Annotated in this window: 10 protein-coding genes; 5 read left to right on the top strand and 5 right to left on the bottom strand. The window is 30.2% G+C overall.

Annotated elements, in window-relative coordinates; all coding sequences use genetic code 11:
- Positions 1-12 precede the first annotated feature (12 nt).
- Positions 13-2,796, bottom strand: coding sequence for an excinuclease ABC subunit UvrA (gene uvrA, locus ACN0WB_RS05190; protein ID WP_417429527.1), 2,784 nt, complete (start codon positions 2,794-2,796; stop codon positions 13-15).
- 198 nt (positions 2,797-2,994) lie between these two features.
- Between uvrA and ACN0WB_RS05185 the strand changes: the two genes are divergently transcribed.
- The 5 genes from ACN0WB_RS05185 to ACN0WB_RS05165 all read left to right on the top strand — a co-directional run bounded on the left by ACN0WB_RS05185 (position 2,995) and on the right by ACN0WB_RS05165 (position 9,725).
- Positions 2,995-4,812: a TonB-dependent receptor gene (locus tag ACN0WB_RS05185; RefSeq protein ID WP_417429525.1), complete on the top strand. Its 1,818-nt coding sequence runs from the start codon at positions 2,995-2,997 to the stop codon at positions 4,810-4,812.
- A gap of 2 nt (positions 4,813-4,814) precedes the next feature.
- Positions 4,815-5,531 (top strand): DUF2490 domain-containing protein, encoded by a 717-nt coding sequence (locus ACN0WB_RS05180; protein WP_417429523.1) that lies wholly within the window; start codon positions 4,815-4,817, stop codon positions 5,529-5,531.
- A 97-nt stretch (positions 5,532-5,628) separates the two neighbouring features.
- Entirely contained in the window at positions 5,629-6,759 is a 1,131-nt protein-coding gene (gene dnaN / locus ACN0WB_RS05175; RefSeq protein ID WP_417429521.1) for a DNA polymerase III subunit beta, read from the top strand.
- A 133-nt stretch (positions 6,760-6,892) separates the two neighbouring features.
- Positions 6,893-9,289, top strand: a complete 2,397-nt coding sequence (gene pheT, locus ACN0WB_RS05170) for a phenylalanine--tRNA ligase subunit beta (RefSeq protein WP_417429519.1) — start codon at positions 6,893-6,895, stop codon at positions 9,287-9,289.
- Between the two features lie 28 nt (positions 9,290-9,317).
- A complete protein-coding gene (locus tag ACN0WB_RS05165) occupies positions 9,318-9,725 on the top strand; it encodes an META domain-containing protein (protein ID WP_417429517.1) in 408 nt (135 codons plus the stop codon).
- 107 nt (positions 9,726-9,832) lie between these two features.
- Here ACN0WB_RS05165 and ACN0WB_RS05160 read toward each other — a convergent pair whose 3' ends face one another.
- From ACN0WB_RS05160 to ACN0WB_RS05145, 4 genes are all read right to left on the bottom strand, one after another.
- Positions 9,833-11,695 (bottom strand): CocE/NonD family hydrolase, encoded by a 1,863-nt coding sequence (locus ACN0WB_RS05160; RefSeq protein ID WP_417429515.1) that lies wholly within the window; start codon positions 11,693-11,695, stop codon positions 9,833-9,835.
- Positions 11,696-11,841: 146 nt separating this feature from the next.
- Entirely contained in the window at positions 11,842-12,081 is a 240-nt protein-coding gene (locus tag ACN0WB_RS05155; protein WP_417429513.1) for a hypothetical protein, read from the bottom strand.
- A 68-nt stretch (positions 12,082-12,149) separates the two neighbouring features.
- Entirely contained in the window at positions 12,150-13,850 is a 1,701-nt protein-coding gene (locus tag ACN0WB_RS05150; protein ID WP_417429511.1) for a phosphoethanolamine transferase, read from the bottom strand.
- A 5-nt stretch (positions 13,851-13,855) separates the two neighbouring features.
- Positions 13,856-14,746 carry a 3-hydroxyacyl-CoA dehydrogenase family protein gene (locus ACN0WB_RS05145; RefSeq protein WP_417429743.1) on the bottom strand — a complete coding sequence of 297 codons (891 nt, stop codon included), beginning with the start codon at positions 14,744-14,746 and terminating at the stop codon, positions 13,856-13,858.
- Positions 14,747-14,763: the final 17 nt, after the last annotated feature.

Below are 14,763 nucleotides of genomic sequence, written 5' to 3'. Positions count from 1 at the left end.
TTTATAATTAAATTACAGTTTTTCCGCTACAAACCGCGCAGTTTCAGAATTTTTATCTTTCGCCAAATCTTCCGGCGTTCCTGCAAACACAATTTCACCACCATATTTTCCTGCACCAGGACCAATGTCTATTATGTAATCTGCAGATTTTATGATATCCGGTTGATGTTCAATTACAATCACGGAATGACCTAATTCTATCAAAGCTTGAAGTGATGTCAATAATTTATTTATGTCATGGAAATGCAATCCAGTAGAAGGTTCATCAAAAATAAATAAGGTTTTTTCGGTCGTATTTCCTTTCACTAAAAACGAGGCGAGTTTCACACGTTGTGCTTCGCCGCCAGAAAGTGTAGAAGAACTTTGCCCAAGTTGCAAATAACCCAAACCAACGTCTTGCAAAGGTTTTAATTTTGTTACAATTTTTTTCTGATCATTATCTTGGAAAAAATCAATTGCGTCATCAACTGTTAAATGTAAAATATCCGAGATATTTTTTTCGTCAAATTTAATGTCGAGAATTTCATTTTTAAATCTCGCGCCGTGGCAAACTTCACACTCCAATTCTATATCTGCCATAAACTGCATCGAAACGTTGATTACGCCTTCGCCTTTGCATTCATCGCATCTTCCGCCATCTACATTAAAAGAAAAATGTTTTGGTTTCAAGTTCATCATTGCTGCCATTTTCTGTTTAGAAAATAAATCGCGAATATCATCGTAAGCTTTTAAATAAGTTACAGGATTTGATCGGCTTGATTTTCCAATCGGATTTTGATCAATGAGTTCGATATTTTTAATTAATTTTTGTGGAAATTCTATAGAATCATAATCGGTTTTTTTACCGCCCATTCCGAGTTGTTGTTGAAGTCCTTTGGTTAAAACTTCCTTCATCAAAGTAGATTTCCCACTCCCCGAAACACCCGAAATTACAACCAAACATTCTAAAGGAATATCAACATTAATATTTTTTAAATTGTTTTCGCGTGCACCTTTTATTTTAATAAATTCTTTGCTTTTTCGGCGTTTTGCAGGAACTTTTATTTCTAATTCGCCGGTCAAATATTTCGAAGTTAAAGTATCGGCTTTTATAATTTCTTTGTAATCACCTGAAAAAACCAATTCTCCACCAACATATCCCGCTTCTGGACCAATATCAATAATATAATCCGCCGCTTTCATTACGTCTTCATCGTGTTCCACTACAATTACGGTATTTCCTAAATCGCGAAGGTTTTTTAAAACTTTAATTAAATTTTCTGTGTCTTTAGAATGCAAACCGATTGAAGGTTCATCTAAAATATAAATACTTCCCACCAAAGAACTTCCGAGCGAAGTTGCGAGATTAATTCTTTGAGATTCTCCACCAGAAAGCGTATTTGAAGTTCTATTAATCGTTAAATAACCCAATCCAACTTTCGTCAAAAATTCCAAACGAGAAGTAATTTCGTACAACAATCTTTTCGCAATTTCAGAATCGTGTTTATTCAATTTTAAACTTTTTACTAATGGTAAAAGTTCATCTAAAGGCAATTCTATAAAACTTTGAATATTGTGTCCATCAATTTTCACCCATTCCGTTTCAGGTCGCAATCTGTAACCTTCACAAGTCGGGCAAAGTGTTTTCCCACGGTATCTGGAAAGCATTACGCGATATTGAATTTTATATAAATTTCCTTCCAACATTTGAAAAAAATTATCAATCGTAGGTTCATTTTTATCGCCAGTTCCTTTCCAAAGAAATTTTTTCTGTTCTTTTGAAAGTTGAAAATAAGGTTTATGTATAGGGAAATCTTTATTTTTTTTAATGAAAGATAATTTCCATTCTTTCATAGAATCTCCGTGCCAACAAGCAACGGCGTCTTCAAATATGGATAAATTTTTATTTGGAATTACTAAATCTTCATCAATTCCAATTACTTTTCCATAACCTTCACAAGTTGGACATGCGCCGAAAGGATTATTAAAACTGAAAAAATGAACAGTTGGTTCATTAAAAACAATATCGTCTAATTCAAATTTATTAGAAAATTCTTGTGTTCTTCCGCTATCTTCGTTTTTTAAATAACAATATCCACGACCTTCATAAAATGCCATTTGAATGGAGTCTGCTAATCTTTGAAGAAAATTTTCATCTTCATCATAAGAAAATCTGTCAATGACCAAATTAATTACAGCGTCTTTTTCTGGTACAAAACCGAAACTTTCAAGATCTTCAATTCCCACCACATTTCCGGCAACTTCCAAACGCGTGAAACCTGCCATTTTTAATATTTTTAGTTGCTCTTTAAAATTATCAACTTCAAAAATTAACGGCGAACTTAAAGTAAAAGTGGGTTTATTTTTAGCATTTTCTATAAAATCAATCACATCAGAAACAGAATCTTTTTTAACTTCCGTACCAGATTTTGGTGAAAAAGTTCTTCCAACTCTGGCGAAAAGCAGTTTCACATAGTCATAAATTTCAGTCGAAGTTCCAACTGTAGATCTGGGATTGGAAGAAATCACTTTCTGCTGAATTGCAATTGATGGCGCCAAACCTTTAATATCGTCAATTTTTGGTTTTTCTAATTTTCCTAAAAATTGTCTTGCATAAGAACTGAGACTTTCCACGTAACGTCTTTGTCCTTCGGCGTAAATGGTGTCAAAAGCAAGCGAAGATTTTCCACTTCCTGAAACGCCTGTAATAACGATAAGTTTATTTTTTGGTAAAAGAACATCAATATGTTTAAGATTATTTAGATGCGCATTTTTTACGAAAATATATTTTTTAATGTCAATTTCTTCTGTTGTCATAAGATTACAAAATTAAGGATTTTAATTAGTATTTCAATTTCAAAAAAATGATACATAGTCATAAAAAAATAAAAATAAAATTATTAAAAAATCCGCTTTTTTTTAAGAATATGTTAATTATATTTGTGCTCGATTTTATAAAGCTTTTTTCTTTAATGGAGAGGTTTTAAATTATGTTTAAGATTTTAAAATAAAAAAATGAATAAAAAAATCGGTGTCTTTTTCTTAATGGCATTTAGCTTAAATGCTTTCTCACAACAAAGTGAATTACCAATTAAAGAGGTTTTCGTGCAAGGAAAATTTTTAAATCTTCCGGTAGAAAAAATAAACGAAAATATTACCATCATTACAAAAGCTGAAATTGCAAATTCGCCTGCAAATAGCATTGATGAATTATTGCAATTAAACACAGGTTTGGATATTCGAAGAAGAGGTTCAAATGGTGTTCAATCGGATGTTTCTATTCGTGGAAGTTCTTTTGAGCAGGTTTTAATTTTAGTAAATGGAGTGAGATTAAACGACAGTCAAACCGGTCATAATTCTTTAAATATTCCATTTGATTTGGATTCTGTTCAACAAATAGAAATTATTAAAGGTCCTGCTGCAAGTAGATTTGGAAATAATGCTTACGCAGGAGTAATCAATATTATTACAAAACCAATTGCTGGAAAAACTGTAAAAATTTCAGCAGAAGGTGGTGATTTTAAAACTTATGATTTTGGTTTGAACGCAAATGTTGGAACAGAAAAATTTTCAAATTTATTCCAAATTCATACTTCTGCTTCTGATGGTTACAGACATAATACCGATTACAAAATCAATAATTTTTATTATCAAAATAATTTAAAAATAAAAAATGGTGCTTTAAGTTTACAAGCGGGTTTTTCTGAAAAAAAATTCGGTGCAAATGGTTTTTATTCATCGCCTTTAGCGACGGAACAATATGAAGAAATGCAAGCTTCAATTGTAAGTATTTCGCACCATCAAAGTTTTAATAATTGGGATTTTAATTCCAATATTTATTGGCGACGAGGACAAGATATGTATGTCTATATTCGAGATAAACCTTCGGTTTATAGAAATTTGCACATCGGAAATAATATTGGTGGAGAATTTAATACAACTTACCATTCAAATTTAGGAACAACTGGTTTGGGTGTAGAATTGCGAAAAGAAATTTTAGTAAGTAATAATTTAGGTCATAGAAATCGTTTTGTTTCACAGCTTTTCTTTGAACATCATTTTTCATTATTTAATAATAAATTGGCTCTTTCTCCCGGCATTTCTTGGGCTAATTATTCTAATGAAGGTAACTTTTTTTATCCTGGTTTAGACGCAGGATTCACTTTTAATGAACACCATAAAATCTATGGAAATGTTTCAAAAGTTCACCGCGTTCCAACCTTCACAGATTTATATTACACAAGCGGAACGGAACAAGGAAATACAGATTTAAAACCTGAAAGCGCAATTTCTACAGAAGTTGGTTATCAATTTAAAATGAATAATTTCCAAGCCAAAACAAGTTTCTTCACCAGAGATTCTGATAATTTGATAGATTGGGCAAAAGATTCACCAACTTCAAAATGGACGGCAAGAAATATTGGGAAAGTGTCTTTGAAAGGAGTAGAAGTGGAAGTGAAACAGGAATTTTCCGGTTTTTTAAAATCTTATACTTTGGGTTACACTTATTTGGATAACGAAAGAAAAGATACAGATTCTCGACTTTCACGGTACGATTTAGAAAATTTAAAACACCAATTAATTTTTAAAATAGAAAATAAATTTTTAAAAAATTTCACCAATGAACTGACTTATCGTTACAACGAAAGAGTGAATTTGGGAAGTTATAATTTGGTAGATGAAAAACTGAATTACCAGTTCAAAGATTTTGGAGTTTTTGTTTTAATTAATAATTTAACCAATTCAAAATACACAGAAACAAGTCTTGTACCAATGCCTGGAAGATGGTTTCATATCGGGCTGAATTATAAAATTGATTTTAATAAAAATTAAAAATGAGGAAGGTTTTGATTTTTTTTGCAGTCTTTTTCCTCATTCTTTTTAAAGCGCAAAAAGAAAATCTTTCTTCATACAATGCTATTTCTTTAAATTATCAGTTTAATTCTAAATATTTTCTGTTTACTGAAGTTCAGTTGCGTGGAATTGAAGATTTTTCTTATCCAGATTATTATGAATTGAAAGGTGGAATCGGTTATAATTTGACTAAAAATCACAAACCTTTAATTGGAATTGGACGTTATGTAAATTATACCGAAAAGTCTTTGTCTAAAGAAGAATTTCGTATTTTTTTGCAAGATGTAATTAATTTAAATTCAGGAATTTTCAAATTTGAAAATCGTTTCCGCGCCGAGCAGAGTTGGTTTTATGAACCGAAGAAAAGCGCACATTCAAAAAGAAATCGCTTTCGTTATCGTTTAAATATTTCTGCACCTTTAAATTCTAAAAAAGTAGAAAAAGGAACCATTTCAGCCAATATTTATGATGAGGTTTTCTTTGTAATTCCAATGAAACCTAGTTTTGCAAGAAACCGTTTTTTTGCAGGACTTTCTTATCAATTCAATAAAGAAATAAGTCTTTCTTCAGGTTATCTTTGGCAAAGAGAATTTGGTGTGATTTCAAATAGAAATTTTCATTTTTTGTATTTGGCTTTTAGTATTAATTTAGAAAATTTAAAAGAAAAATCTACTCAAAATTTAAATATTAATGATTAATGTTGATAACTTTTTCATTCTAAATATATTTAACCAAAATTGGCTTTGAGTTTTTAAAGTCAAATCATTATCTTTGTCGTCATATAAAAATTTTTGAATGAAATTTATTGTTGCAAGTGGCGAATTACAGAAAGCTTTACAAATTGTAAGTGGTGTAATTTCAACCTCCCAATCTAGACCAATATTAGAAAATTTTCTTTTTGATTTAAAAGAAAATATTTTAAAGCTTACTGCTTCTGATGGCGAAACTACTTTAATTACTACAATTGAAGTAAAATCTGATGATGAAGGAAAATTTGCGGTTCCTGCGAAAATTTTTCAGGATTTTGTGAAAACTTACGGGGAACAACCTTTAACGCTTTCTGTGAAAGAATCAGAAGATGGAAACGGAAGTTTGCTAGAAATTTTAGATGAAAAAGATAATTTTGCTGTTGCTTTAGACAATGCAGAAGATTATCCAGATGTTCCAGAATTTGAATCTTCACAAAGTATTACAATTCCTTCTGGGATTTTATCTGAAGCTTTAGCAAATACACTTTTTGCAACCAGTAATGATTCACTTCGTCCAGTAATGACGGGTGTTTTGTTTCAATTTAAAGAAGATGAAACCAATTTTGTTTCTACAGATTCTCACCGTTTGGTGGTTTACAAAAGAGAAGATTTAGTAAATGCAGAAGCAATGGAATTCATTATGCCGAAAAAACCATTGTCTATTTTCAAAAATATTCTTGCCAATTCTAATGAAGATGTTGCGATAGATTTTAATGAAAATATGGCGAAATTTACTTTCGGAAATAATATTTGGATTTGTAGATTAATCGATGGAAAATATCCAAATTATACCGCAGTAATTCCAAAAGAAAACCCGAATGTTTTGACAATTAATAGAAATCTTTTGTTGAGTGCAATTAGAAGAGCATCTATTATGAGTAACAAATCTACCAATCAAATTAGATTTAAATTATCTGGAAATATTTTACATCTTCACGCAGAAGATACAGAATATGCAAACAAAGCAGATATGCAAATTCCATGTGATTATAACGGAGAAGATATCAATATCGGTTTCAGTTCTAAATTTTTAACGGAAATGCTTTCAGTTTTAAATTCTGACGATATTACAATGAAAATGTCACAACCAAACCGACCAGGAATTATAGAACCAGTCGATGGTTTAGAAGATAACGAACACATTTTAATGCTTTCTATGCCTGTAATTGGGATGTAGAAATTATAAGATTTGAGAAATATAGATTTGAGATTTGAGACTTTTCTCAAATCTCTTCTTATTTAATATAACAAAGTTTTTTTTAGTTTTTAGTCTAAAATCTAAAATCTAAAATCTAAAATCTAAAACACAAATGAAAATTTCAAATAATTGGCTTAAAGATTTTATAAGCACCGAGCTTAATACAGATAAAATCAGCGAATATCTTACGGATATTGGTCTGGAAGTGGAAGGTGTAGAAAAATTTGAAAATATAAAAGGCAGCCTTGAAGGAATTGTTGTGGGTAAAGTTTTGACCTGTGAAAAACATCCAAATGCTGATAAATTGAACATTACCACCGTTGATGTTGGTGCAGAAAATATCCTGCAAATTGTTTGTGGAGCGCCAAATGTTGCTGCCGGACAAACCGTTCCAGTTGCTTTAGTTGGAACAAAATTGTACGACAAATCTGGAAATTCCTTTGAAATTAAAAAAGCAAAAATCCGCGGTGAAGTTTCGGAAGGCATGATCTGTGCGGAAGATGAATTAGGCTTAAGCGATGATCATGGCGGAATTATGATTCTAGATAATGATTATAAAACGGGCGAATTATTTAAAAAATATTTTGAGATCACGCAGGACGAAGTTTATGAAATTGGTTTAACGCCAAACAGAACCGATGCAATGTCACATTACGGCGTTGCTCGTGATTTAAACGCTTTCCTTTCCAGCAACCAGTTGAAATCTGATTTCAAGAAGTTAGAAGTTGAAGAACCTGAAATTTCTGGCAGTCATAATTTTCAAATTGAAGTAGAAAATTCAGAATTAGTTCCTAGATATTTAGGTGCAGTTATTGAAAATATTAAAATTTCCGAATCTCCAAATTGGTTAAAAGACCGATTAAAAGCGATCGGTTTAAATCCAATAAATAACGTTGTAGATATTACAAATTACGTTCTTCACGGACTTGGACAACCTTTGCACGCATTTGATGCAGCAAAAATTAAAGGAAATAAAATCATAGTTGGTTCTTCTCCAAAAGGAACGAAATTTAAAACTTTAGATGGAGTAGAACGCACTTTGAATGGTGCAGAAATTATGATTAAAGATGGCAAGCAAAATCCAATGTGTATCGCAGGTGTTTTTGGTGGTGAAAATTCTGGCGTTTCTGCAGAAACCACAAAAATTGTTTTAGAAAGTGCTTATTTTAATCCAGTTGCAATAAGAAAAGCTGCAAAATTTCATGGATTAAATACCGATGCTTCATTCAGATTTGAACGTGGAATTGATGGTAAAAGTGCAAGAAAAGCTTTGTTGGTTGCGATAAAAATGATTGAAGAAATAGCACACGGAAAATTAGTAGGAGAGATTTTAGAATTTTATCCAGAGAAAATAGAAAATAATTATTTGCTTTTTAGATATTCTAAATTAGACCAAATTTTAGGAATGAAAATTCACCGTGCAAAAGTGAAAGAAATTTTAAAATATTTGGATATTGAAATTTTAAATGAAATAAATGATGGTTTAGAATTGTCTGTTCCGCCTTACAGAGCCGATGTTACTCGCGAAATAGATGTGATAGAAGAAATTCTTCGGATTTTTGGTTATAATAGAATTGATATTCCAGAAAAATTTTCTTTTTCACCTGTTACTTTAAGTTTAGACGATCAAGATGCGCTGGAAAATTCTTGGGCAAGAACGCTTCAAAGTCAAGGTTTTAATGAAGTAATGAATAATTCTTTGCGTTCTGTGAAAGATGAAACCGATGCTGTAAAATTACTAAATCCTTTAAGCAGCGATTTGGCTTTTATGCGGAAATCACTTTTGGAAGGGCTTTTAGAAAATGCAGCTTATAATATTAATAGAAAAAATGCGGATTTAAAATTCTTTGAATTGGGTAAAATTTACCACAAAAAAGAGAAATACGAAGAACGCAAACAATTGGCGTTTTTGGTAACAGGAAGAAACCACTCAGAAAACTGGATGTTGCCAAAATCCGCAACTAATTTTTATTATTTAAAATCTTACGTTATTCTTTTACTTGATAAATTGAAACTTAAATTTGAAGAATTACCTTTGGAAGATTCCCGATTTTCTGAAGCTTTAGAATTTAAATTTAATGGAAAAACTTTAGCAAAATTGGGCAAAGTTTCACCTGAATTATTGAAAGATGCAGATGTTGATCAAGAAGTTTTTTATGCTGAAATAGAATTGGAAAACTGCGAACAATTAAGAATTAAAGACAATTTTAAATTTATAGATATTCCAAAGTTTAATAAAATCCGTCGTGATTTGGCTTTATTGTTAGATAAACAAATTACTTATGCAGAGCTTTATGCATCGGCAAAAAAGAATCCATCAAAATTTTTAAAAAACGTAAATTTATTTGATGTTTATGAAGGACAAAATTTACCAGAAGGAAAAAAATCTTACGCTTTAAGTTTCGAGTTATTAAATGAAGAAAAAACCTTGGAAGAAAAAGACATTTCTGAAGTGATGAATGTTTTGATTAAATCTTTTAAATCTGAGTTTAATGCGGAACTTCGATAATTAATTTTAAATACTAAAAATAAAAATTATGAAAAATATAATCCTCGCTTTTTGCGGCATTTTTTTGCTTGCATCTTGCTCTTCAATCAATGGTTTAAAATCTAAATCGAGTACAAGTCAAGCTTCAATAAATGATTCCAGCTGGAAATTAGCAGAAACAATAAATGATATTACACCAACTTTGTTAATCAAAGCAGGAAATGTTACAGGAAATGCAGGTTGCAATAATTATTTTTCTAATGAGGTTAATTTAGATCCAACTGTAGGAAATTTCAGTGTAAAAAACATTGGTTCTACCAGAAAAATGTGTCAACACATGGAAGTTGAAACCAATTATTTAAAATTACTGAGTGAAACTACAAAATACGTGGTAAAAGATAATGTTTTAGAATTGTATAAAGGAGATTTACTGCTTTTGAGATTTAATAAAATGTAGGTTTAAATTTAAGATTTTAAAACGTTTAATAAAAAAGTGCAGAAGATCTTTCTGCACTTTTTATTTTATAATTTTTCAATTGAGAACTATCAATTGACAATTGGCAACTATTTCAAAACGTCCGCTTCCAATTTACTATCGCCATAAATTTTAATAAACGCTTTCGTGTAATCTGCCTTTGTCGCTAAATTCACATTTGGAATAAATTTCTGTGGATTTACCACAAACAAAGGAAACCAAGTGCTTTCAATTTGCACTTGTATTTTGTGCCCTTTTTTGAAAGTGTGCATTACATCTTGAAGTTTTACATTAACGATTGTTTTTTGGTTTGGAACTAAAGCTTCAGGTTTTTCAATAGAATTTCTGAATCTTGCAGGCATAATTTCACTTCTTACCATTTGGTGATAATTTTGTAAAATTACATTTGGTTTGTCCGGATTTTCTGGCTCATTTTCAGGATAAATATCTATTAACTTCACAATAAAATCGGCGTCTGTGGAAGTGGAAGAAATATTTAATTTTGCTAATAATTCTCCACCAAATGTGATGTCTTCTGTTAAAACATCGGTAGTAAAAGTCGCAACATCTGGTCGCATGTCTGCAAATCTTTGGTCTTCACTCATATAATTTCTTGGTGTAAAACCATTGAAATCTTTTAAATTTTCTGAACTAACAACAGGTTTATTTGGATCACTGTAATATTCGGTAAAAGTTTGAGAAGGTTGCATTTCGATTTTATTATCTACAAAATAGAAATCTTTTTTCTCAGCATTTTTTGGAGGATATTCTGCAAATTCGCGCCATTTTTTTGCACCTGTATCAAACATCACCGCTTCTGGAATTCCAGAATCTTCTTTGGAATTTCCTTTTAAATAATGGGAGAAAAATTTAGTTTCAAGATTTTTTTGATAATAAGTTGCAATACTGTCTCCGAAATAAATATCATTGTGATACGCTTTTCCAGTTTCTCTTCCCCATGCGCCATGAGAAAATGGTCCCATTACAATGGTACTTTTTGCTTTTGGTGAAGTTTTTTGGATGGTTTTGTAAATGTTTAACGGACCCGATAAATCTTCTGCATCAAACCAACCACCGACAACTAAAACCGCTTGATTAACATCTTTTAGATGTGGTAATAAATTTCTTTTTTGCCAGTAATCATCATAGTTTGGATGATCCATAATTTCTTGCATGAAGAAATTATTTTTATAATATTTATCAACTCCATCTTTTAAAACGCCCATATCTTGATAGAATTTTAAACCATCATCAGAATATTTGGGAATCATAGAATCTGCAAACCATGCGTTTGGAGTTGGAGCAGTTTTTTGAATTCCAAATACTGGAAAAGTTCTAAAATATCCTAATAAAAATCTACCGTTATGAAGAAAATCATCATTCCAAAAATTAGAAATGGGAGCTTGTGGAGAAGACGCAACCAAAGCTGGATGATGCGCTAAAAGTCCAACTGCAGTGTAAAAACCTGGATAAGAAGTTCCATATTGTCCCACTTTTCCATTGTTATTTGGAAGGTTTTTTACCATCCAATCTACAGTATCATAAGTATCGGTACTTTCATCCACATTTTGTTTGGTTTTATGTTCAACTTGTGGTGTCATATTGGTGAAAGTTCCTTCACTCATATACCTTCCACGAACATCTTGATAAACAAAAATATATTCATCATTCATTAAATATTTATTTGGACCTAAAGAAGTTTTAAAGGTATTTTCTCCGTAAGGAGCAACGCTGTAACAAGTTCTCTGCATTAAAATTGGATATTTTTTATTTTTAGAAATATCTTTTGGTGTGTAAATAGATGTAAATAGTTTCACCCCGTCTCGCATAGTAATGTACAATTCTTTTTTAGTGTAATGTTCTTGTACATAATTGGATTTTGCTGTTTTTGCTCCTTGTGAAAATGATAAAATGAAGATAAAGAGGACAAAAACCGAACTGTATTTTTTCATTGTAAATTAATTTTTGCACTAAATTATAATTTTTTTCTTGAGCTCAATCTTTTTTCTTAATCTTTTTATGAATTATTTAAATATTAAACAAAAAAAAGAACCCATTTCTGAGTTCTTTTATTTTGTAATTTTATTTAGAATAAAAATTAATCTTCGTCTTCTTCGTCATATTTTGCTAATTCTTCATCACACCATTTAAAGGCTTGTTCTACAACTTTAGTTGCTTCATCTGCCATTGTTTCTTCGTCGTCGCCTTCCAAATCATCAAACCATTCAACCTCTTCTTCTTCAACATTTAAAATAAATCTTGGATATTCTGTGTGTACCACAAATAAATCTTCCGGCATATCGGAATTATCCGCTAATAAAAACTTTGGTAATTTCATTTTTTAAAATTTTAATTTCGGCTCAAAGATAAGAAATTCTTTATGAATGGTGATTTTCTTTAGAACTATTATTCTACAGTAATTACTTCTTTTTTACTATTTAAAATTTTTCTTTTTATGGGTTCTTTATAATTTAAGTTAAAAATACTCTTATTTATTTCCTCTTCAGAATGTTTATAACTTATATTTGCCATATCTGATAAAGAATAAAAAGTAGCAATAGAAGAAGCTTTTTTATCCTTATTTTTTTTTAAAGCTTCAACTTTATTTGGATACAAATCCTTATATTTTTCAGAAAACCAAACTAAATAAGGTATTTTATATTCAAATTTTGGTGGTTTTTCACTTCCGTGTGAGAAATTTTTATTATCATCATATAAATTTTCACCGTGATCTGAAAGATAAATTAAACCACTTACTGCATTTGCTTTTTGAACTTTTTTAATAATGGATGACAAGAAATAATCTGTGTAAAATATAGAATTGTCGTAAGAATTAATAAGTTCTTTTTTATATTCTAAGCCAATATTGCTGTAACCAGACTTACTAATATTTGGTTTAAATTTTTCAAAATTTGAAGGATATCTATTTGAATATCGGAAATGGCTTCCTAAAGAATGAATGATTATAAATTTCTTTTTATTGCTTTTCTCATCAATCACTTTTTGAATATTTTTTAAAATATCACCATCATAAAAATTCCCGGAACTTGTGTCCATTTTTAGCACATAATTATAATTACAAACCCTCTCTAATCTTTTTATAACTGGTGTTGAGAGGGACTGTGTTCCAATCCAAGCGGTATAATAATTGGCTTCATGAAAAATATCTAAAATAGTTTTTTCTTTAAATTGTAGATCAAAATTTTCAGGATTTGCTCTGGTAATAATCTGTGGAACAGACAATAAAGTGAGTGTTGCAGTACTATTTACGTTTGTAAAAGGAATTAGATTTTTTATTTTTTCTAACTCTGGAGTGGTTTCTCTAGGATATCCATAGAGATGAAAGTTATGTCGTCTTGCACTTTCGCCAATCACTAAAATATAAATTTCATTTTCGGAATTAATAGATTTCTGTTTCGCATTGAAACTAAAATTTTCAATTTCTTTAGCAAAATTTTTATTTTTTATATTTGAATTGATTGCGTAAATTGTATTTAAAACAACATTTGCTGGAAAAACCTTTTCGTATTTTTTTGTGGTGTTATTAAAAGAATCTATTAATTTATCCCTAAAAGAAAGATAATTTGGTAATAATGAAAACATATTATAGTATAAAGTAACATTTAGAAATAGAAAAATAGAGAATAGTGCTATTTTCCATTTTCTTTTTAAACTGTTTTCATTTACAAAAGTTAATAAATAACAATAGAAAATTAATATTAAAATTAAAAAATATAAAGTAGGTAAGTTTGAGAATATTTGCTCTTTGGCTTCTAAAAAATTCGTGTTTAAAATAGACTCCATTAAACCAATATTTATAGGAACGCCGGTTACTTTTACAAATCCAATCTCGAGAGGCGCAAATAAGAAAAAAAATAGTCCTAATCTAAAATAGTTTTTCACATTCAAGAAAAGAAGTGGTAATAACCAAACAAATAAAGATAATATTAAATAAGATAAACTCATTTTAAGATTACCATGCAAATCACCCGCATAAAGTAGCGTGAAAAAATTGGGAATAAAAAGTATTAAAAATAAAATACAGTAAATAATATACTGACTTTTTTTACTTTTTCTAATTCTTTCTCTATTAAAAAATTCTTTCATGAATTTTATTTAAGAAACATTTTCGCCACTTTTTCTGCTTTTTTACTTTCAGAATAATCATAAAAACCTTCTCCAGATTTCACGCCTTTTTTGCCCGCCATTACCATATTTACTAAAAGTGGATTTGGTGCATATTTTGGATTTTTAAAACCGTCATACATAACATTTAAAATTGCAAGACAAACATCAAGTCCAATAAAATCTGCCAATTGCAAAGGTCCCATTGGATGCGCCATTCCCAATTTCATCACGGTATCAATTTCTTCAACACCGGCAACGCCGTTATAAAGCGTTTCTATGGCTTCGTTTATCATAGGCATCAGAATTCTGTTTGCCACAAAACCTGGATAATCATTCACTTCAACGGGAACTTTTCCTAAAGTTTTTGACATTTCAAAAATAGACTCAAAAGTTTGTTGGGAAGTAGAATAACCTTTGATGATCTCTACTAATTTCATAACTGGAACTGGATTCATAAAGTGCATTCCGATTACTTTATCTGGACGAGAAGTTGCTGCTGCAATTTTTGTAATAGAAATGGAAGAAGTATTCGTCGCCAGAATGCAATTTTCTGGAGCAAATTCATTCATCTGTGTGAAAATTTTCAGTTTTAAATCTAGATTTTCTGTCGCTGCTTCTACAATTAAATCAGCACTTTTTGCTACTTCAGATAAGTTTGTTGATTTTGAAATATTTGCTAAAGTTTGATTTTTTTCATCTTCAGAAATTTTTTCTTTTGCAAGCATTCTGTCAAGATTTTTAGCAATGGTTTCAATTCCTTTTTCAATGTTTCCAGGTTTTACATCAACCAAAGTGACTTTAAAATTTTTCTGTGCAAAAGTATGTGCAATCCCGTTTCCCATTGTTCCAGCGCCGATTACAACGATGTTCTTTATCATAATTATTTTATTTA

This window comes from Halpernia sp. (genome assembly GCF_048269545.1).
In the GTDB taxonomy this organism is placed as follows: domain Bacteria; phylum Bacteroidota; class Bacteroidia; order Flavobacteriales; family Weeksellaceae; genus Halpernia.
This window is presented reverse-complemented; position numbering and strand designations above follow the sequence as displayed.

What these genes read in the sequence shown, in the direction of transcription:
- uvrA (WP_417429527.1), bottom strand. Translation starts at nt 2,796, where the DNA reads ATGACAACAGAAGAAATTGACATTAAAAAATATATTTTCGTAAAAAAT.
- ACN0WB_RS05185 (WP_417429525.1), top strand. Translation starts at nt 2,995, where the DNA reads ATGAATAAAAAAATCGGTGTCTTTTTCTTAATGGCATTTAGCTTAAAT.
- ACN0WB_RS05180 (WP_417429523.1), top strand. Translation starts at nt 4,815, where the DNA reads ATGAGGAAGGTTTTGATTTTTTTTGCAGTCTTTTTCCTCATTCTTTTT.
- dnaN (WP_417429521.1), top strand. Translation starts at nt 5,629, where the DNA reads ATGAAATTTATTGTTGCAAGTGGCGAATTACAGAAAGCTTTACAAATT.
- pheT (WP_417429519.1), top strand. Translation starts at nt 6,893, where the DNA reads ATGAAAATTTCAAATAATTGGCTTAAAGATTTTATAAGCACCGAGCTT.
- ACN0WB_RS05165 (WP_417429517.1), top strand. Translation starts at nt 9,318, where the DNA reads ATGAAAAATATAATCCTCGCTTTTTGCGGCATTTTTTTGCTTGCATCT.
- ACN0WB_RS05160 (WP_417429515.1), bottom strand. Translation starts at nt 11,695, where the DNA reads ATGAAAAAATACAGTTCGGTTTTTGTCCTCTTTATCTTCATTTTATCA.
- ACN0WB_RS05155 (WP_417429513.1), bottom strand. Translation starts at nt 12,081, where the DNA reads ATGAAATTACCAAAGTTTTTATTAGCGGATAATTCCGATATGCCGGAA.
- ACN0WB_RS05150 (WP_417429511.1), bottom strand. Translation starts at nt 13,850, where the DNA reads ATGAAAGAATTTTTTAATAGAGAAAGAATTAGAAAAAGTAAAAAAAGT.